Source organism: Veillonella absiana, from assembly GCF_032970865.1.
Taxonomy (GTDB): Bacteria; Bacillota; Negativicutes; order Veillonellales; family Veillonellaceae; genus Veillonella; species Veillonella absiana.
The window spans coordinates 95,325-117,965 of the sequence record NZ_JAWJZB010000002.1; the positions used below are offsets into that span (position 1 = coordinate 95,325).

Genomic DNA, 22,641 nt, shown 5'->3' on the forward strand with positions numbered 1-22,641 from the left:
AATAGTACATATATTTAAGTATATCACAAGTTTTCCAAATTCATACAAAAACTAGAGGGAAATATGGTACACTAGATATATCATTTTATTATATTTATTATGATTTATACATTTCTGGAGGGTATCTAATGTTAGATCAATTTTTTAAACTCACAGAACGTCAAACCTCGGTTAAGCAAGAAATTATCGCCGGGCTTACCACGTTCATCACTATGGCCTATATTTTATTCTTGGCCCCAAATCTTCTCAGCATTGCAGGGATGGATAAGGATGCGGTTCTCATCGCTACTGCACTAGGTGGCGGTTTTGTAACCATCGCCATGGGTCTCTTTGTTAACTATCCAATCGCCTTAGCACCAGGCGTAGGACTGCTAGCCTTTTATGCATTTACAGTTGTTCTAGGCATGGGAATTTCCTGGCAAACAGCACTTGGTGCAGTCTTTATTTCTGGCCTTGTATTCCTTGTACTTACGTTGACCTCCGTTCGTCAGATGATTGTGAAAGGTATTCCCGCGTCTATGAAAGTGGCCATTACAGTTGGTATTGGTCTTTTCATTTCTATCATTGGTTTAAAATTATCTGGTCTAATGACCATTGCGTTGAGTCTCTCCCCAGATACATTAGCTGCCGCTACTGCCAATCATGGCTCTATTGTTCCACCAGCCTCTCAAGCACTGCTTACACTAGGTGATTTACATCATGATGAAACCTTATTAGCCCTCTTTGGATTAATCTTCACAGCCCTCTTGATGGCTCGCAATGTGCAAGGTGCTATGCTTATCGGTGTATTTGTTACAACTATCGTATCCTATGTAACAGGTCTTTCTACTTTACCTGAACACTTCTCCTTGATGGCTGTGCCTGACTTCAGCAAAGCAGCCTTCTTTGAACTCGACATTCCAGGTGCCCTCCACATGGGTCTCATCACAATTATCTTCTCCTTCACATTCGTTGAATTATTCGACTCCATGGGTACATTAATCGGTACCGCTTCCAAGGCAAAAATCGCAGATCCTAAAACTGGCTCCTTCCCTGGTCTTGGCAAAGCAATGACCGTTGATGCTATTGGCGTGAGTGCTGGTGCCGTGCTTGGTACAAGTACAATTACTGCCTTTGTTGAAAGCGCCGCTGGCGTTGGCGCAGGTGGTCGTACAGGTCTCACCGCGGTCACAACTGGCGTAATGTTCTTATTATCCCTATTCTTTGCTCCATTGATTACATTAGTACCAAATGCAGCAACATCTCAAATTCTAGTTCTCGTTGGTGCTCTTATGATTGGCGCCATTCGCGATATTGACTTTGATGATTGGACAGAAGGATTCCCAGCATTCTTAGTTATCATATTGATGCCATTCACATACAGCATTGCTAACGGTATCTCTGCTGGTCTCGTGGCATACCCACTTGTAAAACTAGTGGCTGGTCGCGCGAAAGAAGTAAATTGGATCATGTATGTTCTAGCGGCGTTAGTGCTTGTAAGATACATTTGGTTCTAAAATGCTAGTACGATACAGTTGGTTCTAATTCTTAAACCTACACTTGTATTAGTAAGATAAATCTAGTTCTGATTCTTAAAGCTAGAATATATAACAAAACCCCGTTTGTATGATTTACATGCAAGCGGGGTTTTATAGTATATAGCGTATTCTCTATTTTTTAGTTGTTTTTGCAATCGATTTAAAAGATGACAATCCTAATACGCACGCATGCAATATGACTTTCATAAAATCGGTATTGTAAAATTTGTTTACTGACACAAAACATCTATCTAATTTTATTGGAATTATTACTTTATTATGGTAAAATTCTATAGGATGAAACATGCGACACACAGGCTAGATTTTACTGCCTAGCCTATGTGTCTTTAATTCTTTATACAGGAATCATACACAGGGAGTGTAGTATATGAAAAAGTACATAACTTTCACCATGTTAGGAATATTCTTGGCCTTAGTCCTTCCATTTCAACAAGCGGACGCCAGTTGACTAAGTAAAACATGGAATGATTTGTGATTAAGATATTCATTGTATATATTTACACACATAAATTAAAAAGAGGATTTATTATGTCTGAAGAACATGATCTCAAGCGGGGTCTCAAAAACCGCCATGTCCAATTATTAGCTATTGGCGGTGCAATCGGAACGGGGCTGTTCCTTGGTTCTGGCCGGTCTATTCATTTGGCGGGTCCATCCATTTTACTATCCTATATCATTACAGGGCTCATTTGTTTCTTCCTCATGCGTGCCTTAGGTGAGTTGTTGATGTCAAATTTAGAACATCACTCCTTCATCGACTTCGTAGAGGACTATTTAGGTGAACGGGCGGCTTTCATCACGGGCTGGACGTACTGGTTCTGTTGGCTATCCGTTGCGATGGCCGATTTAACGGCTGTAGGCCTCTATATGCAATACTGGTTTGAGTGGCTGCCTCAGTGGGTACCAGCGCTAATCGTACTGCTCATACTTGTTATGATGAATCTCACCGCTGTTAAACATTTTGGAGAAATGGAGTTCTGGTTTGCCCTCATCAAGGTTATCGCCATCATAGCCCTTATTATTATTGGTTGTGGCATGATTTTCTCTGGATTTGAAACAAGTGCAGGTCCATCCACATTCTCTAATCTTTGGAATTATGGTGGTTGGTTCCCGAACGGCTTATGGGGATTTATTCTTTCATTCCAAATGGTAGTATTCTCCTTCGCTGGCATCGAACTCGTTGGTTTGACCGCAGGGGAAACGGAAAATCCAAAACGCGTAATTCCCATGGCCATCAACAACATCCCGTTACGCATTATTTTATTCTATGTAGGCGCTTTAGCAATCATCATGAGTATTTATCCTTGGGTGGATGTTAATCCAGCGCAAAGCCCATTTGTAATGGTATTCCAAGCTATCGGCATCGTGATGGCGGGTTCCATCGTAAACTTCGTGGTATTAACCTCTGCAGCATCGGCTACAAACTCTGGTATCTTCTCTACAAGCCGCATGATTTACGCCTTGGCAAAACGTGGTCACGCACCGCATTCCATGCGTCGCTTAACAAATAGCCACGTACCATACCAAGCTACAATCTTCTCCGCTGCGGTATTGCTCATCACAGTTGTATTGAACTATATCATGCCAGAGAGCGTATTCGTTATGATTACCTCCATATCAACGTTCTGCTTTATTTATATTTGGGCCGTTATGATTTACTGCCATATGAAATATCGTGAGAAACGACCTGATTTGGTGAAAGCATCCACTTTCAAAATGCCTCTCTATCCTGTGATGAATTACCTTATCCTAGCATTCTTTGCATTTATCCTTGTGGTATTAGCATTGAACGAAGATACCCGCATTGCCCTCTTGTTCACACCAGTATGGTTTGTCATTTTATGGGCTCTCTACTCCATGTTACATACAGATGCACCTGATCCATTAGAAGACACCATTATAGACATGGCTGGTACAAAGGATGAATACAAAAAACGTAAGCATCAAGAACAATTGAATATCAAAAAATCAGAAGAATATGATGATTATAAATTATAAGAATTCCTTCTTGTATTTTTAGTGCCAGCCATATGATATACTGTAAATACAAAAGGCTAGTGGTTTTCCACAATAACGAACCCCCTTGTAGGTAACGTCTACAAGGGGGTTCTCACATTATAACGCTAATGCTGGAGCATCGGGCTGATTACTCACCATTATCTGCTCAACCACTTGTAGATATAGTTTGCCACTACACCTGCCAATACATATAGTAGCGTCTGAATTGGCAACAAAACATACTAAACGTTGTAGTGTAAGCAAAAGACTGAGTCGTACAATTACTATGGGCATCATAAATACTACATTGATATCAAATAGTGCTTTAGCGGCTAATGTAGTTGTAGATAAAAGTAATGAAGAAAGTCCTGTAACCAATACAATAACAAGTTCTACTGATGTGGCTTTAGTAGGAACAGACAACAAAATAGATACAGCTAACAAAACAAGTGTAAGCGGTAAACAGAATACAGTTACCCAGAGTGATGATGTCAATATTATTGGTCAAGGCAATACTGTCAGCAATAGCGATCGACAAAATGTTATTGGCAACAATAACAAGGCGGTGAATCTCTCTTCCGGAATTTTAATTGGTGATTATCAAAAATTGAATGCAAGCGGAGAATCTGTCATTATTGGTTCCCTAAGTCCGGCAGAACAAGAGGTAGGAACAAATGAACAGGGTGGTGGCAGTGTAGTTCTGGGCTATCATACGGTCAGCAATGGCGGCAACAATGTTGTTGTGGGGCGTAAGGCCCGGTCGAATGGGTCTATGAATACCGTAACCGGTTATAACACTAGTATTTCCGGCATCGATGGTTCTTTTACACCTATGTTTAGTTCAGCCTATGGAAGTCTTAATCAAATCGCTGCGAATGAAGAAGGTTTTGATGGGGATTTAGCTAATAGTGTTTTGGGCTCCATGAATAAGATTGCCAATTCTGGCAATTCCTTGGCACTAGGTGCCGGAAACAGGATAAATCATGCTTTTACAGGGCTTGATAATGGCGTATATACTAATTAAGGAGCCTTATGGCTCTTTTTTACATGTATCTCAATAGAGTAAATTTTAAGTCTACGAAATATCGAATTATTTTGTGATATCTAGATGAACGAAAATATGGTCAAATCGACTCATGAATTGTTTAATTTCATCATGAGATAGGAATGATTCCCTTTGAATTTTAAAATCTACACCCACATCCTTGAGGAATTTAGCTTGGGATACAAGGCAATTACCACCAAGGGTAATAATTTTATCTGGATTGCCTTCTTCTAATAATCGTACCGCTTGCTCAATATTGGCCGTTACCTCCTGACGAGCATACACGCCATCTGTAACAGGGTATTCAATACCTCTAGGAGGATCAATCTTCACCTCTACCAACGGCTGTTTATCATTTTGTGGCACAATATGGCTCAACAATTTCGCCCCGAAATAATAGGTATCGAGACCGCACCTTGAAAATCTGGATATAATAATCGAATTGTTTTCATAATCTATAACCTCAACAAAAATGAACCTATCTGCAATATTCTGCTATAGGTCCATTTTATCATTTGTATTTATACCATTACAACGAATGAATTAACAACTCACCTCTATGCGTTCGCCTGTACGCATATGGGTGAAAGCTACTTTCACAGCACGCAATTTGAACGGTTCACCCGTTGCCTTACCACCATATAGTTCGTCACCTACCAATGGATGACCGATATGGCTGAAGGCCACACGAATTTGATGTGTCCGCCCCGTTAACAGTTGTACGTCTACATCAGTGGTATTAGCTTGTTCATCACGAAGCACTACATTATAAGCGGTGCGAGTCATTTTGCCTTCGGACTCAGCTGCTTTTGGTTTTAGCACCATATAATGAATGCCATCCACGCTTTTCTTCATAGGCAATTCTAAGGTTTGCTCATCTTGTTCTACCAAACCTTCCGTTGTAGCACGATACCATTTTTCAAACACATTATGTTCAATTTGTTGTTGGTAATAGCTCTGTGCCAAACCACTCTTGGCAATGACGATACAACCAGATGTATCACGATCCAAACGGTTTAAAAAGCGCACCTTCCGTTTAATCTTATTAAGATCAAAATAATAAGCCACCCCATTTGCCAACGACGTTTGATTATGAGAATTCACCGTCAAGCCCGCTGGTTTGTCCAAAATGAGGATGTCATCATCTTCATATAATACGTTAAGATCCATCTCTTCTGGCTTATGATCAATTTTCTCCTTCGCCATTTGCAAACGAATTTCGTCCCCCTCATGCACAATAGTATGCGGATTGGAACGTTGATCATTAACCAACACGAGCTTCTCTTCAAATAATTTTTTCATACCTTTGCGAGGCAATCCCCTCGCATCTAGCACTTGGCCGAGCGTAGCTTCTTCCTCTGCATCAGCCAATAAGGTTTGGTCTACCTCCCATACGAAATCATCATCTCTATAGGTTTTTCTGCGCATCGTAGTACCATTCCCTTCTACATTTGTAATCTCTGGCCCATCATATCGCAGTGTTGGATTTACAACAGGCTTCCCTTGGTGAAAGTTGATTCTCCCCCGGTACGGTTGCCATCCACACTGTCATGATATCCAGTATCCGTTAATTGTCTATATGTTAATTTTACAACAAGTATATGCTCTATCCTAGCAAAATCCATCAAATGCGTGTAAATCTATGGTAAATACCATGTAAATGACTATACCTTTTGCACCATATGTGGATCCCGTGGCAAATAGTCTAGGAATGGACTCGCCTTTGTGCCCTGACCTTTGAGGCTTTCACGAGAATAGGTAATAACTAGTTCCTGTTTAGGACGCGTGAGAGCCACGTAGAACAAGCGTTTTTCCTCATCCTCGTTGTTATCGCGGAGAGCCATAAAGCTTGGGAATGTACCTGCATTCATACCGGCAAGATACACATGGTCGAATTCACTGCCCTTTGCCTGATGAACCGTGATAATCGGAATACGGTCATCATTTTTCACCTGTTGGCTCGGTTCGCCCGCAGTGAGGGCCGCCAGTTGTAAAATATGCATGAGTCGATCGCGACCACCGCTAGATTCGTATTCTCTATCTAATCGTTCCATAATGCGATAGAGATCGCGAATATATTCCACCTTCGCCATTTCATGATGATTTTTATAATAGGCAAGGACGCCCATGTCATTCATGATATATGCCAACAGTTGTGTCGGCGTATCAGAATCCACCTTGCGACGAAGCGTTGCCATTTGGGATGCAATACTGGCAAAGGCGCTCTTGTATTGGCTAATTAACGCCATTCGTTTTGTTTCCGTTGGTACGATATTCGTATCTAGCGCATAAATTAAGAGCTGTGCCGTAGCGAGGATGTCGTCCATCGCATTGTGTGTCGGCACGTGATTAATAGGGAAATGATCGCTCAAGAATCCCAATTTATGATTCGGCAAATTCGGATAGAATCGTCTAAAGATATCTAACGTATCATAGATGGCGCCAAATTCTGGCGTTCCCAAATTATGACGATGTAGTTCGCTAGTGAAAATGCTCACATCATAATTTACATTATGCCCAACGATAACGGCACCTTTGGAAAACACCTTAAAATCCTCTAGAACAACTTGTGGTGGTTCACCATGTTCTGCCAAAAACTCATCTGTAAAACCGTGAACCTCGGCAGAGGTCCCTACTGGCTTATCTGGCCTGATAAACCGTTCAAAGGTATCTAATATTTGGCCCCATTCATCGATACGGATAGCTGCAATTTGCACGATATTATCTGACGTAGTGTCTACGCCTGTACTTTCCACATCATAGACAATAACCTCGTGATTGGCGAGACCTTGTTTTAATTTGGCATACGGCTCGGCCTCAAAGATTTTCATATCCATGAAGTCCGTTAATTTTAGTCCCGCCTGACGTGATTCGGGACTTTCAATATCGCGAATACGAGCATCACCGATACCAGATACATAGCGTTTAATAATCCGTTTCGCGCTGACCGAATCGTTAGGATTCATCAAGAGTTTGAAATAGGCCATGACATCCTTGATTTCTTGGCGACGATAGAATTTGTACTCGTCGATAATCATGAACTGCCGCTGCTCGGTTTCAGGATAATCCTGGTTAAAGCGCTCAAAATAGGCGCTCAAGCGCTGTGCTTTTTTATTGTCACGCACCAAGACGCCTACATTAGCATCCGTCGCAAGTTTACGAATAGAATCGTAAATAAATTTAGCCTCATCGTATTCATTTTTGCCACCATAAATGCGGACCGGCGGTCCATCCTCAGCACTGACGGCACGAGGCATTTCGTTGTAAATATTGCCCACTAGTTTTGGGAACATATGACGCAATGTTTCAAAGGCCATAGTAAACAACGTCCGGTTAGAACGGAAATTTTCATAGAATACTATTTTTAACGGATCAAAATGCTCCTCAAAATCGGCCAATAACCGGAATGGATCCGACCCACGCCATTCGTAGATAGTTTGGAAATAATCGCCACATAAGAGCACGTGATTGCCCTTCCACAACATTTCCATCACCTTGTACTCCAACAGTCCCGTATCCTGCATTTCATCCACCGCGATATAGGAATAGCGACTGCGCCAACGTTCACGGATTTGCTCATCTTGGAATAAACGATGTACACCCGTTATGAGATCCGTAAAATCCATGCCATGCACGGATTGCAATGCTTCATCATAGCTAACGAGCCAATCTGCCCCCTCTTGAGTAAAGGCATGGAAGGCATCGGATTGTACTTGGTTATAATTGACGAATAATTTTTCTAGGTCCTTGGATTTTTCCTTCATCAATTGACGAATTGTTTTACCATAATCCTCGTGGGGATCATTGGAATAATAGCCATAATAGGAACGGTATTCCTTGACCATCGCCAAAAGGGCTGCAAAGCTCATATCTCGCACATTGCCAGGTTTTATGGGCATGTACAATTCCTTGCAATCCTCTTCGTCAAAAATAGTGACATCCATGAATAGGGCGTCGTTGCGTTTACTTTCATCCTGAATAATCTTAAAACAAAAGCTGTGGAAAGAACTAACCTCCACAGCTTTGGCTGCACTACCAGCTAGGGAGATGATGCGTCCTTTCATTTCGTTGCACGCCTTATTCGTAAAGGTCATACACAAAATTTGAGACGCCTCCGCACGGCCACTTTCAATAATGTGGGCCACCCGATAGGCAAGAGTATTCGTTTTTCCAGTTCCCGCAGAGGCCAATAATAAAATATTACGATCCAACTCGTCTATGACGCGTTGTTGTTCTTTATTAATTGCCATGTGGAACCTCCCTTATAATGCGTGCCAGATGGCAACAACAATCATTGGAATAGGACCGAACAGAGCAGTCAATGCCCATAACCAGAATCCCACATCCATAGGAATATTAAACATGTGTACTGCCGCGTAATAGGCCACAAAACCTAGGACGAGGTTCACTACAACCTTTTTAATCGTAAAAAATGCCATTTTGAAAGCCACGATTGCTACAATCACGGTCGTCACGGTAGACAAAATAGGCGATGCTAATAATGTTTCCATAGTTTCCTTTCCTGCACCCGTGGGGCGCTGTTCGCAGTGTATCCCCTTATATCGGCTACGAACCGAAGGTGTTATCCCTTCATTTCTTGGCGGTTATTTACGGCACCGCCTAGCGTTACTTCATCAGCATATTCGATATCGCCGCCCATTGGTACGCCACGGGCAATACGAGTGACCTTGATACCACTAGGTGCGAGCAAGCGTGCCAAATAGAGGGCTGTCGCTTCCCCTTCAATATCTGGATCCGTCGCCAAAATCACCTCTTGCACCTTGCCATCGCGAAGGCGAGCAATCAGCTCTTTCACTCGAATATCCTCGGCACCAATGCCCTCCATAGGGGACAAAGCGCCTTCTAGTACATGGTACAAGCCCTTGTAATCGCCACTGCGTTCCAAAGCGATGACGTCACGAGATGTTTCTACCACCATGATGGTCGTTTGATCGCGATTTGGATTCGAGCAGAATTCGCAAGGATCTTGGGCCGATAAATTAAAGCAAATGGAACAATGATGGGTGGCGCCCTTGGCCTCCACAATGGTGTTCACCAATTGGTCCACCTCTTCTTGAGGCAATTCTACCAAATGGTACGCCAACCGCCGCGCTGATTTAGACCCGATGCCGGGCAAACGGCGCAATTGTTCCACCAATCGTTCAAGTGCATTTGTCATCTTAGAATAAACCTGTTGGCAAGTTCAAACCGCCTGTTACTTTACCCATTTCTTGTGCTAACATATCATCTACTTTTTTGCCTGCTTCATTAATGGCAGCCAACACCAAATCCTCTAACATTTCTACGTCTTCTGAATCTACTGCAGTAGGATTGATTTTGAGGGATTCTACTACTTTTTCACCGTTCATTACAACCGCAACAGCACCACCACCTACGGATACTTCTACAGTACGAGTTTTCAATTCCTCTTGCATTTTTTTCATCTCAGCTTGCATTTTTTGTACTTTTTTCATCATGCCTTGCATGTTGCCCATACCTTTACCGAACATTGTTGTTCCTCCTATTATTGTTTAATTCATGAGTATTTACATTGAATAATTATTTACTATATATCATATCATTGTGAAAGTTTCATTAGAGTTCTACTCATGTATACCTCGGGATATCAGTCCCCTTATATTCTTGGGGGTGCGGTAACCGTTTCGGTAATTTTTAGTTAGTCCTCTTTAATAACCTCAACGATGATGTCATTATCTTCTGACAATTTTTCTAGCGTTCCTGCCAATAGAGGATTATTTTTCTCCTCTTCGGACATATTATCTGGGTCCCATGGATACTCAGATTCTATGATTACCTCAGTGGGTTCCTGTACATTCCCTTGATTCACCGGGTTGGCAGTGTGATGAACTGCAGGCCCTTGCGAGTTTTCCTCTGTTTGAGTTAATCCTTTAGGTGGCCTGGGTTTGATAGGTTCATCACCAAAGCCTTCGATAGGGATATCCTCCTCACGGGCTGGTTTCGCCTTTGGTTTAACAGCATTGCTGCCTGTTTGATCCGCCGCTTGCCGGTATTGCTTATACTCAGGACTACCTACCATAACTGCATCTACGGAAACTCCACGACCAGTCATACTTTGGAAGGCATCAAAAATATCTTTTTTATGCACATCGTTAGACAACATTTTTAAATACGTTACCGATTTGAAAGCAAACACTGCATGTACATGATCAAGAAAAATCAATTGGCCAAATCCAAGCATCGTAGCTACCATAGCGCGGCTCGTATCCTTTAGATATTTTACCACGTTGTGTTGAATCGTACTATATTCCGCTTTGTTCACAACACCCTCGCCGATTGCGACTGGTGCTGTACTTGTCTGTTGCGGTGCTCGCGCTGGCCCCCCCGTTTGTGATGATGAGCCAGCTGGCGGAACCGTACCTTTTTGCGCAGGTCCGCGACTAGAAGCTCGAGGCGGTTCTGCTCCTGGCGGCACCATGCCTGGTGCTTGATTTCCTCTTGGAGGCATATTTCCCACTGGCGGCGGCATCATTTCAGCTGGTTCATATTCATCCATAGGTGGTGGGGCGGAGAAATAATTATCTTCACTCGATTGACTGTTCTTCGATTGTGGTGCGACATAATTTGGTACGACTGCACTTGGCGCTGGTGCACTCGGTGTAGCATAGCCGTTCATCACTCCACCTGCAGTGCCACCGGAATATCCACTAGCACCGCTATTGAATCCACCCGATGACATACCCTGTTCTAATCGTGCCACACGATTGAGCAAGCCTTCTTGTTCGGCTCGGTCAGATCGTTCAAGAGCAGATACGCGTTCTTCGATACTTTCATCAATATCACTCATGCGAGCGCACAATACGAGTAGGCCCATTTCCACGATGGTTCTCGGATTATCCACTTGTTTGGCATCGTTCAAAATTGCTTGCGCACTGCGGATGTATAGGTTCAATTCCTCAAAGGACACAGATTGTGCCTGAGCGAGGAATGTGTCACGCAAACTATCGTACACCTTCAGTTCTTCCGCATCAGGCGCCACCTTGGCCACGAGTAGGGCTCTTACATGAGAAATGAGGGCCTCCATGATTTGCGTCGCATCTCTACCCTCTGAAAGCGCGGCTTTCACATGTTTTAAAATATTCGCACCATTGCCATCTCGCAAGTCATCTAGGAATTGGACAATCCAATCCTTGCCCACAAGGCCGATGAGTTCCTCCACGATTTGGGGTGTAATCTCGCCGGTAGCCATACCGGCACATTGGTCAAGAATACTCAAGGCATCGCGCAAACCACCATCTGCATGAACAGCGATGAGTCGTGCCGCACCTTCGGAAATGCTGAATTGTTCTTGATCCGCCACATATTGCAAACGTTGGGCGATATCATCGGACGTAATGCGTCTAAATGTATAACGTTGGCAACGAGACACAATCGTAACCGGCAATTTCTCAATCTCTGTGGTGGCAAAAATGAACATAATGTGGGCTGGCGGTTCCTCAATCGTTTTAAGAAGCGCATTCCAAGCCTCTGTGGTAAGCATATGGGCTTCGTCGATAATGAAGATTTTTTTACGCCCCTCTACAGGCATAAATTTTACACTTTCACGGAGGGCACGAATCTCATCAATACCACGGTTAGACGCCGCATCAATTTCCAGCACATCCATGGACTGACCACTCAAGATTTGTTTACAAGACGTACATTCATTACAAGGATGGTCCGTCGGTCCGTACTCGCAATTGATGGCGCGGGCGAAAATCTTGGCCATACTCGTTTTACCTGTACCACGAGGGCCGGCGAACAAATAGGCATGCGCCACCTTATCCTCACGAACGGCGCGCATCAACGTATCACTAACTTGATGCTGCCCTACCACATCCGTAAACGTCTGGGGGCGATATTTACGATACAGTGCAATATAAGCCATAGGATCCTCCTTTCCCATACATTTCATAGTCATCATTACCGCAACCACAACGGTGGCAGCGCATAATCCATGCACCAAACCACAGTCTGAACTAGCCAGTGTTGCGACATTTTTTCATTTATCCTATAAAAAAAAGCAGCCCTCTATGCTGCTTTCTATTTGTAGTACTCGATCATGACAGCCTCCGGGTTCCCCGTGGCACATGAAGGTTACCGCTTAGTGCTGCTACCTCTCAGTCCTGACACGATTCACAGGCCTCCATTGCACGGGCCCGAAAGCTGCCATGATCCAATACTACATATGCTTTTATTAGCCTTATAATTATATAATATTTAAAGATTTTAGTAAAGATAAAATATTTAATAGGTATCCCCGTCACAAGTTGACGGGGATACCATATTTAAACCTCAATTATATTTCTTCACTAAACGCCGACTCCCCACGTTGGAACGTCGTTTTATCAAATACATCCACCAATTCCTCAACGGCTTGGCTAGGTGACATGGAGCCTTCAATGACGGCTTCTTCCACTTCACCAAGGCGGCCTTGGACCACATGATTGCGGAAGAACAGGTTGTGCAAATGTTCATCGATCATATCATGAACCCAACGCAAAGTTTGGGATTGACGGCGTTTCTCAAACACACCATTTTCTTTACCTTGATTTTCAAATGTCTTAATGACATCCCATAATTCAGAGAGGCCTTTTTTGCTAACAGCAGAGCAAGTATAAGCGCGAGTTTGCCATTTTTCAGTAGCTGGGCGAATATAGTGTAACATCCGATCGTAATCGCCTCTTGCTACTTGGGCCTTTTTGAGATTATCTCCATCAGCCTTATTGACTACAATGGCATCGGCCAATTCCATTATCCCCTTCTTGATGCCTTGCAATTCATCACCAGCACCTGTGAGGACAATGAGCATAAAGAAATCCACCATAGAGCGAACCGTAACTTCACTCTGCCCAACGCCAACGGTCTCTACGAGGATAATATCATACCCGGCAGCCTCGCAGAGAAGCATAGTTTCTCGACTCTTGCGCGCTACACCGCCAAGAGTGCCCCCAGCTGGAGAGGGTCGAGCGTAAGCATTAGGATGCTTCGTTAACGTTTCCATACGCGTCTTATCGCCTAAAATACTACCTTTTGTGACTTGGCTCGTAGGGTCTACGGCTAATACGGTCACTTTAAAACCTTCATCACAGAGCATATTACCAAAGGCCTCTATGAAAGTACTTTTACCAGCCCCCGGGACCCCTGTAATGCCGATACGCAACGCCTTACCAGTTCTCGGTAACACAGTTTGCAATACATTTTGAGCCATTTTAAAATGCTCTCTTTTATTACTTTCCACAAGAGTAATCGCCCGAGAGAGAATGACGCGGTTCCCCTGCTCGATACCGCGCACATAATCTAGCACACCTAATTTTCGACGCGGTTTCATTGGTCGCCGCGTCGGCTGTAGGTGTTCAGAGCCCGTGCTTGCCATGCCATCATGGGCCTCTTTGACCCCTTTCATCACATGGCAAGCAAAGGTATCCTCTGATTTTGCGTGCTCAGGCACCCAATCGGGTCTATAGGTGTTGCTATGATTAACCTCGCGAGTCTCATTTATCGTGCGTTTTTCATTAGACACTGCATCAAATGAGGTTTCGCGATTACTCGTCACATCCCGATTGTTACTCATAGTATTATCACTCATTCGTTTCCGCTTGTACGTGTTCCATCAATGTTTCAAGCAGTTTTTTCGCTGCTACTGGAAGCACTGTACCAGGACCAAAGATAGCAACGGCGCCATGGTCGCGTAAGAACTCATAGTCCTGAGCAGGAATTACGCCGCCAATTGCTACGAGAATATCGCCACGGCCACGTTTTTCAAGTTCTTCTACCAATTGTGGTAACAATGTTTTGTGACCTGCTGCGAGGGCGACGACCTTCCATATCCTCAAAGTCATCTGCCAATTGGCGAACTTCTTTGATGACATCATCATCTTCAAATTCACTGCTGTATACACCAGAAATAGAACGAATAACGGCTTTATGACGGCCTGTTACTTTTTCTACGGCAAAGGAAATTTCACCTAAGGATGCACGAGCACGGGCCGCTTCAAGAGCTAATGCCAACAAATTGCCTTCCCCAGATTCTGTAGCATTTGTAATTTTTTCAAGACAAGATTGAACAGTCTCTTCATCACGATTAGCACGCAATTTTTCAAGACGACGAATTTGGGCTTCACGTACAGCTGTATTATCTACGTCAAGGATATCTAATGGATCTTCTTTATCTAGACGATATTTATTGATGCCCACGATAGCTTCTCTGCCAGAGTCGATACGAGCTTGACGACGAGCTGCCGCTTCTTCGATACGCATCTTAGGAAGACCAGTATCGATAGCTTTCGCCATGCCGCCAAGGGATTCGATTTCTTGGATATGGCCCCAAGCGCGACGAATCAATTCATCGGTTAAGGCTTCTACATAATAAGAACCGCCCCATGGATCGATAACTTTACATACTTTTGTTTCATCTTGAATATAAAGCTGCGTATTACGAGCAATACGAGCTGAGAAGTCCGTAGGCAACGCAATGGCTTCATCAAGGTCATTCGTATTTAATATTATGGATGGAGGACCCCTTTACAATTTCATACAAACTAGAGTGGTTCGCATTCTTTGGCATCGTATCGTCTACATATTGAGATACGCCCCACGTTTCTTGAATGTAACCACTTACTTTTGTGCCCCTGGTATGACCAAAACCTCAATTTGATTCAATACATTGACTCAATACATCGTTTCTCGACTGCTACAATCCCCTTCCTATCGCTCGTAGGTACATACGGTGATTCTTAAATAGGCAGTTCTCCTGGCTTAGATTCATCGCTTCTCTTACCTTCCCAGATTACTCCAGTGGCATAATCAAGAGTCGCTCCTCTTACAGTGGCGGGACCGCATCGGCTTATACCGATTTCTCTATTGAGTCTTTCGACACCTATTCTCGATATTCTGTTGTCTTGCTTAGAGTATAGGTTAACAATTTACATTTCGTCAACCAAATTCCCCTCTTCATAAAATCAATTCATAAGCACCAAATCCCAATTTATAGCTCAAGGTAATAATTGTATGATTTTAAGGTATACCCCCTTAGCTATACTTACTTTACTGGAAAACTCCGATTATCTAAAATGATTCTACTTTCAATAGTTCAATAATTTTATTTTCCTCGATGATGCGAATGTACATGATAATCGCATATATAGGCAATAGTAATAGGGCCGTATACCACGCTTGGCATACTAGAATAATTCCCACCAATTCAGGCACAATATTTAAGAAATAATTCGGATGCTTAATATTGCGGAATAACCAATGATCTACATATTGATGGTTCTTCGCTACCATTAATTTGACGGTCCAAATCGGACTGAGTAAACGACTCACCATATATAACATATACATAGAGAATACCACGAGGCCCATGCCGATGAAAGTCAGTGAATTCACACTTCTATCTAGATAATAAAACTCACCTAAGGCATAAAAATAGATAAGCACATGAACTATAGCCATTAATTTACTATTAAACGCACCATACTCACGGCCCCCATCCGCTACTATACGAGCTTCATTCTGCTTAGATACACGCAAGAAATAAATCGAATGACAAAAATAATTGCCACAAAACCATACACACACATTGAGGTCATATTAGAGCTCCTTTTTGCACACACATTAATACTATTTTTCAATACAAATATTGTACAATAAAATGCAAAATGCGCATTTATATGCTTTAAGTTTTATAACAATTTTCATACATATATTTAATAGATTCCTCTAAATAAGATTTACCAAACATGATCGTCCTTAATAAGCTAAATCCCACTAGCGTATCAACGCTAAATAGCTCAAAATACAGTTCCTCCCACGTGCCTAACCGATCCTCGATGGGGAGGTTAGGCCACACGCGATCTCTCCATTATGCTATAAGAAAAACTCCCTCAATGCCTTCGCAACGACATTCGACTTGACGTCAGGAGTAAGAAGGTATTGGGGGAGTTTGTATTATAAATAATTATTTTTCTTGCATTTCTTTTAGTAATTTTACAATCCGTGGTCCACAGCCCTTGCCACCGCAAGCACCAGTACCAGCCTTCGTAGCTTCTTTTACTTTTGGAAATGTATCAGCACCATTCAAAATGGCTTCCTTAATTGTTTTGCGCGAAATACTGCGACATGTGCAAACCTTTGTTAATTTGTCCAGAATTGCTTCCGGCACTTGATTTTCTTCAAAATCCATTGTCATCTTCCTTTTGCTTACCTAAGCACTATCAATGCATCACTCGATGCAAACCATGTAATATATACCATTCTTGATGAAAGTTTCAAAGATCATTACAACGACCCAAACCATCTCACCAAAAATATTTTTATCTTCATAATACACCACATCGATTTTTTTCGCTATAGATAATATTATGGATATCACTTAGATTAATTTAACGATACAATAGATTATTTAAATAAACTAACCCCCACCAATATATCAGCACTAAATTATCAATTGCACGATTGCTTGGAATGCACTTAGTATCGTCCTTTGTAAAGGATACATAATGGCACTCATGATTGGACTGTTAAGCAGTAGTAAAAATACGAACATGCTCACCCATCCAAACTGATAGATTTGTACACGCATCTGCCATGGCATAAATGTCATGATAATGCTACTACCATCTAATGGTGGGATGGGCAACATGTTAAAAATTGCAAAGTTAATATTATACAATACTATGAGTCGTAACACCGTATACAGTGCATCAGAGGTCAGTAGATTTGCCGCATCAAGACCAATCATCAAGCAGTACGCGATAAATGCCATAATCACATTTGATGTTGGACCAGAAAGGGCCACCAATAGTTCATCTGTACGACGATCCTTAAAGGCTGCAATATTGATTGGTACCGGTCTAGCCCAACCAAAGCCTATGAGAAACATGGCAAGAGCACCTACTGCATCAATATGTGCCATTGGATTCAATGTCAAGCGGCCTGCTAGACGAGGCGTCGGATCTCCTAGCCAAGTAGCCATACGCGCATGGGCATACTCATGCCCCGCTATGGCCAAAATGAGTGCTGGCACGCCAGCCAGAAAACCCATGATATCAAAATTAAACATAAAAATTCACCTTTATTTATGTGCCTCGAATTGAGCATTACCGCGATTAATACAAGTAAGCGCATTGAGACAACGCGGGTATCCAATATACGGTACACATTGGGACACCACATTAATCAAATATTGTTTGGAATGGCCCAACCGGAGATTACCGATTACATGAGCCTCTAACTGACTTTCACAACCACCTTGAGCCATTAAAAAGCAGAATGTAATGAGCTCACGTTGCGCCAAAGTAAGGCCAGTTCTAGTGTAATAATCACCAAAACAATTACGAGCAAGCCACAAATTAATGTGACGAGACTCCTCAGGCCCGGACTTGTAGAATTCACGCATACCTTCGCCGAAAATTTCCACTTGTGCTTCGATACCTTTTTCAAGGCGCGTTTCAGGACGTACGGTATTACGAGCTGGTTTCTCCACACTGAGACCAGAGTAATCAAAAATTTTATTCGTCCGTTTAATGAAAGGGCGAACACGACCGATGCCGAGGTATGGCACGCCTTGGTACACGATTTCCTTTACTTCATCAGGGGTAACACCAAAATTAAGTGCGGCCGGCATCATCAATGCATATTCATCGATAGCTTGGCTACCAATTAGGGCTGCTAAAATCGCCATAAAACGATCTTTAGCAGGTACATTTTTCCCCTCTTCCGTAATGACTTCATCATAGGCGAAATTATCAAAAATATCTTCAAATTCTGGATCAATACGCCCCGCTGGAGATGCTACTTCAGGAAACATTTTCTCCGTATATGCTTCTGCAAAATCTGTTTTGCCCATACTGTCCTCCTATATTCTTATATAGTATTATAGTGTGCTTGTGAAAGCTCCCAAATAGATGCCTAGTAAATGCCAATCTTTATTGCTAATATTCTGACTCTCACAATCATCTATATAATTTACATTTAACGGATAAATTTCACGTTGTACACAGTTTCCCATACTTGTTCAAACATAGCATACTCAGCCGTGCCAGGTTCTACTAAATTTGCATTACCATTCATATCGTATTTATATACCAATTTCTGACTAGGCTCTACCATATATTTATAAAGTGTTGCATCCCCATACTGGTTATTATGCATGTTGATAACATTAATGCCAAACACAAAGTTACGGCTACCATCGATACCTTTGAATTGGGATGCTAAATCAAAATAGTATGTTTCTGTGCCGTGAGCACTATTTTGTACTTCTGGATAATTTTCCAAACCATTCCAATTAGCAGCACTCGCAACGCCACCAACCATCAACGTAGCACCAAGAACTACTGCAGCTAATAGTTTTGTATTCATCAGAAACTCCTTTCCGGATATCACTCAACGTATCATTTTTCTTCTTCAGGTTGTAGTACACCCATGGCTACTTGCAATTTGCGTAACAAGCGTTTGAGTTCACGCACATCTTCTACAGAAAATCCTTTTACACTCTTTGTTAGCTCTTGTGGCACTGTCATAGCTCGTTCACGTAGTGCTTTACCTTCAGCAGTTAAAATCACCATAACCACACGTTCATCTTTTTTAGAACGTTTACGAGATAAATAGCCTTTTGCCTCTAACTTTTTCAACAATGGTGTAAGTGTCCCAGAATCAAGCATCAATAAATGACCTAATTCTTTTACCGCCATATCTTTATACTCCCATAATGCCATCATTACGATATATTGGGTGTACGTCAAATCCAATGGTTCTAAATATGGACGATAGGCATTAACAATTTCCTTTGATGTTACATATAATGAAAAACATAACTGATTTTCTAATTTCAGCATATCTTCTACTTTGATTTCCTCAAGACCTTCCATTTGAATCTCCCTTACTTTTTTTATTTGTCATGATAATTAATAGTATAACATGCTATTAATCGCTTCTTTAATTTAATTTTATGCAATTTACTACAAAATGTCAAAAACTATTTGACAAACTTTTGTAAATCTTTTATACTGAAAGCACAGTAAGTTTTATACAATTCAATTTTACACAAATAATAAAGAAATTTTACAATTTTAGTTTTAATCTCGTGCCCACCAATTTGGTGAATCACAAGCTTTCAAAAAGAAACGATGATATCCAACACTTCTGCAAGGTAAACTTTGGTGTCACATTCCCTGTAATGGCAAAAGCAAACGTACGTGGTGAAAACGTAATGCCAGTATTCAAATACATGACTGAACAACAAGGTTTCAAAGGTTTCCCTGAATCCGACATGACTGAAATGTTAACTGGCCATTTACAAGCTAACTTTCCTGAATATTTAGAAGGCGACTCCATTAAATGGAACTTCACTAAATTCTTGATCAACAAAAAAGGCGAAGTCGTAGAACGTTTTGAACCAATGGTAGCCCCAGAAGAAATGGAGTCTGCTATCGAAAAATTATTGGCTGAATAATGTATAGCTAAATTTAGTATCCCCAATAGGCTATGATGGAATTGCGCAAGCTATCTATGATAATGCTGGAGAAGATGCTGCGCATGGTGGCAAATATTCTGCTATGCTAGGTGCTGGTCCAGACGATAAAGATAAATTCTTAGCCCTTGTGAAAAACTTCTATCGTCAAGAAGCACAAGCGGGAGAAACACTCACAAAAATGGCAGATCAAATCCGCGCCACAGGCGAAGAAGGCTCAGCTGAAATCGCTGATGAAATTTTGGAAACAATTCCAGAAGAAATCATGCACGCTAAACGTCTTGAAAAAGCCTTCGAAGCACACGGCATTCAATTCGATAAAATCGAATGCTAACATCCAACTATTTTTAACAATATATGAAGCAATCCCGTAGTACTGATGCATCTAGGCTCATTACTACGGGATATTTTTATGTGTATTTGATTATTTGTCACACTCAGTATACTCTAACTACTGATGACAATATCAAGCTGTTCCTTTTCGATAGACTCTTGTTTAAATTTTCGCGAGCTGTGGCGTGTTTTGAGACAATTCATAAGCTCCATAGTTATTCACTCCTTTATATGTCCATTTTAACAAAAGAGCGGAATTAGCCACAACTAGTAAACTGCCTGCATTATGAACCAAAGCACCTACTATTGGATTCAAGGTACCCACGATAGCGAGCACGATAGCCACAAAATTTAAAATCAAAGAGAAGGCCAAGTTGATTTTGATAGTTTTCATGGTACGTTTAGACAATGCCACCATATGAGGCAATTCTTTCACCGCATCATTCACCAATACGATATCTGCCGCATCCACTGCTACATCACTACCGATACCTCCCATAGCGATACCTACGTCAGATTTTTTAAGGGCTGGCGCATCATTCACACCATCGCCAATCATAGCGACCACTTCTTTTTTCGCTTGTAGTTCTTCAATGTGAGACATTTTGTCCTCTGGTAAGCAATTAGCTACCACATGACTAATGTGCAAACGACTAGCAATAGTTTTCGCTGTATTTTGGTTATCTCCGGTTAATAATACTGGCGTAACGCCGATATTATCTAACTCATCGATGACAGCGCGACTTTCATCACGAACCTTGTCAGCAAGTGCAAGGTAACCTTCAAGGACACCATTCACAGCCACGTATACGATGGAGGAACCTTGATCAAGGTAGCGATTAATCCGTTCTGCTACAGATTCGGATACAGCGATAGATTCTACGTTCATCAACGTTTCGTTACCAGCGATAACACGTTGACCGTTAATAGTAGCAGATAAACCTTTACCAGAAATCATTTTGAAATCGGATACATCGGATAATGCATCAGTATGGTTTTCACGGTAGCCTTTCACAATAGCCTTGCCCAATGGATGTTCAGAGCGTTGTTCTGCAGAGGCCACGAGGTTATAGAGACTTTCATTAGAAAGGGCTCCTACAGATTCGATACCAGATACAGTTGGCACACCATATGTTAATGTACCAGTTTTATCAAATGTCATTGTTGTTACCTCTGCAAGGCGTTCCATGATGTTACCACGACGAACGAGGAAGCCATGGTGGCTGGCATTACTGATACCCGCCATAATCGCTGCTGGTGTGGCAAGCACCAACGCACATGGACAGAACACAACAAGGATTGTTACGGAACGAATAATTTCGCCAGTTACAATATACGTACAAATAGCTGCGAGCAATGCAATCACAACAATCCATGTAGCCCAACGGTCTGCGATACCAACGATATTGGCGTTACCTGGATCTACGGATTGCACAAGTTTAATCATACGTTGAATGGAACTATCTTCACCTTGTTTTGTGGCACGCATATCGAACGCGCCGAATTGGTTAACTGTACCAGAGGATACGTCGTCGCCCACCATTTTATCAACCGGTAGGGATTCCCCAGTCATAACGGATTGGTCGATAGCCGTTTCGCCCACTGTAATCACGCCGTCCACGGGAATGGATTCACCTGGCAGCACGCGAATGATATCGCCTACCTCAACGTGTTCCGCCGGAATCACTTCTTCTTGATTATTGCGCACCACACGAGCTGTGGTCGGTGTCAATTTCACAAGACGTTCAATACCTGCTTGCGCTTTAGACACAGTCATTTCCTCTAGCATGGAACCGACTTGCATGATGAAAGCAACCTCTGCAGCTGCAAAGGTTTCGCCAATAGTTACAGCTGCGATGAGCGCCAAGGATACCAGCAAATCAGCCTTAACGTCGAAATCTTCCCACAACGCTTGAGCTGCACCAATAATAATTGGTAACCCACACAATACAATGGTGATCCATGCAAAATCAAAGCCATATAATGTAATATCCAATAGACTCAGTACGACACCAACGCCACCAAGAAACAACATAATATTATCCCTATTGACCCATTCAGGCCAAGATTTAGTGAATTTCATAATGATTACCTCCAATTTTTCTCTATATTGAAACCCTTATTACGACTACCTTTATAACAGCCAACTATATTCTCATTTTTGCGATATATTCTTAGTTAACATGTCCTGATTGTAATATCTGCTATATACCAATAGGGGTATATGTTTA

The 22,641-nt window shown here is 42.1% G+C and carries 20 protein-coding genes, 1 other RNA gene, 1 pseudogene and 1 riboswitch; of the genes and pseudogenes, 5 read left to right on the forward strand and 17 right to left on the reverse strand.

The annotated features are described in order from the left end of the window. The first annotated feature begins 128 nt into the window (after window positions 1–128). From RVY80_RS01885 to RVY80_RS01895, 3 genes are all read left to right on the forward strand, one after another. Entirely contained in the window at window positions 129–1,496 is a 1,368-nt protein-coding gene (locus tag RVY80_RS01885; protein WP_317329441.1) for an NCS2 family permease, read from the forward strand. 570 nt (window positions 1,497–2,066) lie between these two features. Next, on the forward strand, window positions 2,067–3,536 hold the full coding sequence (locus tag RVY80_RS01890; protein ID WP_317329442.1) for an amino acid permease: 1,470 nt from the start codon (window positions 2,067–2,069) through the stop codon (window positions 3,534–3,536). 187 nt (window positions 3,537–3,723) lie between these two features. Then, complete coding sequence (locus RVY80_RS01895; RefSeq protein ID WP_317329445.1) at window positions 3,724–4,560, forward strand: hypothetical protein; 837 nt, start codon at window positions 3,724–3,726, stop codon at window positions 4,558–4,560. Between the two features lie 66 nt (window positions 4,561–4,626). Here the strand turns inward: RVY80_RS01895 and RVY80_RS01900 are convergent, their stop codons facing one another. The 16 genes and pseudogenes from RVY80_RS01900 to RVY80_RS01975 all read right to left on the reverse strand — a co-directional run bounded on the left by RVY80_RS01900 (window position 4,627) and on the right by RVY80_RS01975 (window position 19,475). After that, a complete protein-coding gene (locus tag RVY80_RS01900) occupies window positions 4,627–4,947 on the reverse strand; it encodes an arginase family protein (RefSeq protein ID WP_317329447.1) in 321 nt (106 codons plus the stop codon). A gap of 177 nt (window positions 4,948–5,124) precedes the next feature. After that, window positions 5,125–6,009: an RluA family pseudouridine synthase gene (locus tag RVY80_RS01905; protein ID WP_295193163.1), complete on the reverse strand. Its 885-nt coding sequence runs from the start codon at window positions 6,007–6,009 to the stop codon at window positions 5,125–5,127. A gap of 236 nt (window positions 6,010–6,245) precedes the next feature. Then, window positions 6,246–8,831, reverse strand: coding sequence for a 3'-5' exonuclease (locus RVY80_RS01910; protein ID WP_317329449.1), 2,586 nt, complete (start codon window positions 8,829–8,831; stop codon window positions 6,246–6,248). 12 nt (window positions 8,832–8,843) lie between these two features. Next, window positions 8,844–9,092 (reverse strand): hypothetical protein, encoded by a 249-nt coding sequence (locus RVY80_RS01915; RefSeq protein WP_295191462.1) that lies wholly within the window; start codon window positions 9,090–9,092, stop codon window positions 8,844–8,846. A gap of 71 nt (window positions 9,093–9,163) precedes the next feature. Continuing rightward, complete coding sequence (gene recR, locus RVY80_RS01920) at window positions 9,164–9,760, reverse strand: recombination mediator RecR (RefSeq protein WP_317329450.1); 597 nt, start codon at window positions 9,758–9,760, stop codon at window positions 9,164–9,166. A gap of 1 nt (window position 9,761) precedes the next feature. Beyond that, window positions 9,762–10,091, reverse strand: a complete 330-nt coding sequence (locus RVY80_RS01925) for a YbaB/EbfC family nucleoid-associated protein (protein WP_295191456.1) — start codon at window positions 10,089–10,091, stop codon at window positions 9,762–9,764. A gap of 167 nt (window positions 10,092–10,258) precedes the next feature. After that, the gene (dnaX, locus tag RVY80_RS01930) at window positions 10,259–12,487 is read right to left on the reverse strand and encodes a DNA polymerase III subunit gamma/tau (RefSeq protein WP_317329451.1); all 2,229 of its coding nucleotides are present in this window, start codon (window positions 12,485–12,487) and stop codon (window positions 10,259–10,261) included. Between the two features lie 178 nt (window positions 12,488–12,665). Beyond that, window positions 12,666–12,765: signal recognition particle sRNA small type (gene ffs / locus RVY80_RS01935), an RNA gene on the reverse strand. Window positions 12,766–12,898: 133 nt separating this feature from the next. Continuing rightward, the gene (gene meaB, locus RVY80_RS01940; RefSeq protein WP_317329452.1) at window positions 12,899–14,173 is read right to left on the reverse strand and encodes a methylmalonyl Co-A mutase-associated GTPase MeaB; all 1,275 of its coding nucleotides are present in this window, start codon (window positions 14,171–14,173) and stop codon (window positions 12,899–12,901) included. Between the two features lie 7 nt (window positions 14,174–14,180). Further along, a pseudogene (locus RVY80_RS01945) lies at window positions 14,181–15,102 on the reverse strand (methylmalonyl-CoA mutase family protein); the annotation flags it as partial. Window positions 15,103–15,325: 223 nt separating this feature from the next. Next, a riboswitch (cobalamin riboswitch) is annotated at window positions 15,326–15,497 on the reverse strand. 169 nt (window positions 15,498–15,666) lie between these two features. Further along, window positions 15,667–16,134, reverse strand: a complete 468-nt coding sequence (locus RVY80_RS01950) for an isoprenylcysteine carboxylmethyltransferase family protein (RefSeq protein WP_317329453.1) — start codon at window positions 16,132–16,134, stop codon at window positions 15,667–15,669. A gap of 427 nt (window positions 16,135–16,561) precedes the next feature. After that, window positions 16,562–16,786: a (2Fe-2S)-binding protein gene (locus RVY80_RS01955; RefSeq protein ID WP_295190908.1), complete on the reverse strand. Its 225-nt coding sequence runs from the start codon at window positions 16,784–16,786 to the stop codon at window positions 16,562–16,564. Window positions 16,787–17,038: 252 nt separating this feature from the next. Further along, window positions 17,039–17,665 carry a site-2 protease family protein gene (locus RVY80_RS01960; protein WP_317329454.1) on the reverse strand — a complete coding sequence of 209 codons (627 nt, stop codon included), beginning with the start codon at window positions 17,663–17,665 and terminating at the stop codon, window positions 17,039–17,041. Window positions 17,666–17,677: 12 nt separating this feature from the next. Beyond that, complete coding sequence (locus RVY80_RS01965) at window positions 17,678–18,451, reverse strand: carboxymuconolactone decarboxylase family protein (protein WP_295190914.1); 774 nt, start codon at window positions 18,449–18,451, stop codon at window positions 17,678–17,680. A gap of 125 nt (window positions 18,452–18,576) precedes the next feature. After that, window positions 18,577–18,966 carry a hypothetical protein gene (locus RVY80_RS01970; protein ID WP_310746419.1) on the reverse strand — a complete coding sequence of 130 codons (390 nt, stop codon included), beginning with the start codon at window positions 18,964–18,966 and terminating at the stop codon, window positions 18,577–18,579. Between the two features lie 32 nt (window positions 18,967–18,998). Beyond that, a complete protein-coding gene (locus tag RVY80_RS01975; protein WP_295190919.1) occupies window positions 18,999–19,475 on the reverse strand; it encodes a MarR family winged helix-turn-helix transcriptional regulator in 477 nt (158 codons plus the stop codon). Window positions 19,476–19,657: 182 nt separating this feature from the next. Between RVY80_RS01975 and RVY80_RS01980 the strand changes: the two genes are divergently transcribed. Next, window positions 19,658–20,059, forward strand: coding sequence for a glutathione peroxidase (locus RVY80_RS01980; RefSeq protein ID WP_295190964.1), 402 nt, complete (start codon window positions 19,658–19,660; stop codon window positions 20,057–20,059). Window positions 20,060–20,162: 103 nt separating this feature from the next. Then, window positions 20,163–20,411: a hypothetical protein gene (locus tag RVY80_RS01985; RefSeq protein WP_295190921.1), complete on the forward strand. Its 249-nt coding sequence runs from the start codon at window positions 20,163–20,165 to the stop codon at window positions 20,409–20,411. Between the two features lie 162 nt (window positions 20,412–20,573). Here the strand turns inward: RVY80_RS01985 and RVY80_RS01990 are convergent, their stop codons facing one another. After that, window positions 20,574–22,493, reverse strand: coding sequence for a heavy metal translocating P-type ATPase (locus tag RVY80_RS01990; RefSeq protein ID WP_317329455.1), 1,920 nt, complete (start codon window positions 22,491–22,493; stop codon window positions 20,574–20,576). Between the last annotated feature and the right edge of the window lie 148 nt (window positions 22,494–22,641).

Coding starts and splice junctions, on each gene's coding strand:
- RVY80_RS01885 (WP_317329441.1), top strand. CDS start 129: ATGTTAGATCAATTTTTTAAACTCACAGAACGTCAAACCTCGGTTAAG.
- RVY80_RS01890 (WP_317329442.1), top strand. CDS start 2,067: ATGTCTGAAGAACATGATCTCAAGCGGGGTCTCAAAAACCGCCATGTC.
- RVY80_RS01905 (WP_295193163.1), bottom strand. CDS start 6,009: ATGCGCAGAAAAACCTATAGAGATGATGATTTCGTATGGGAGGTAGAC.
- RVY80_RS01910 (WP_317329449.1), bottom strand. CDS start 8,831: ATGGCAATTAATAAAGAACAACAACGCGTCATAGACGAGTTGGATCGT.
- RVY80_RS01915 (WP_295191462.1), bottom strand. CDS start 9,092: ATGGAAACATTATTAGCATCGCCTATTTTGTCTACCGTGACGACCGTG.
- recR (WP_317329450.1), bottom strand. CDS start 9,760: ATGACAAATGCACTTGAACGATTGGTGGAACAATTGCGCCGTTTGCCC.
- RVY80_RS01925 (WP_295191456.1), bottom strand. CDS start 10,091: ATGTTCGGTAAAGGTATGGGCAACATGCAAGGCATGATGAAAAAAGTA.
- dnaX (WP_317329451.1), bottom strand. CDS start 12,487: ATGGCTTATATTGCACTGTATCGTAAATATCGCCCCCAGACGTTTACG.
- meaB (WP_317329452.1), bottom strand. CDS start 14,173: ATGAGTAACAATCGGGATGTGACGAGTAATCGCGAAACCTCATTTGAT.
- RVY80_RS01955 (WP_295190908.1), bottom strand. CDS start 16,786: ATGGATTTTGAAGAAAATCAAGTGCCGGAAGCAATTCTGGACAAATTA.
- RVY80_RS01960 (WP_317329454.1), bottom strand. CDS start 17,665: ATGTTTAATTTTGATATCATGGGTTTTCTGGCTGGCGTGCCAGCACTC.
- RVY80_RS01965 (WP_295190914.1), bottom strand. CDS start 18,451: ATGGGCAAAACAGATTTTGCAGAAGCATATACGGAGAAAATGTTTCCT.
- RVY80_RS01970 (WP_310746419.1), bottom strand. CDS start 18,966: ATGAATACAAAACTATTAGCTGCAGTAGTTCTTGGTGCTACGTTGATG.
- RVY80_RS01975 (WP_295190919.1), bottom strand. CDS start 19,475: ATGGAAGGTCTTGAGGAAATCAAAGTAGAAGATATGCTGAAATTAGAA.
- RVY80_RS01985 (WP_295190921.1), top strand. CDS start 20,163: ATGCTAGGTGCTGGTCCAGACGATAAAGATAAATTCTTAGCCCTTGTG.
- RVY80_RS01990 (WP_317329455.1), bottom strand. CDS start 22,493: ATGAAATTCACTAAATCTTGGCCTGAATGGGTCAATAGGGATAATATT.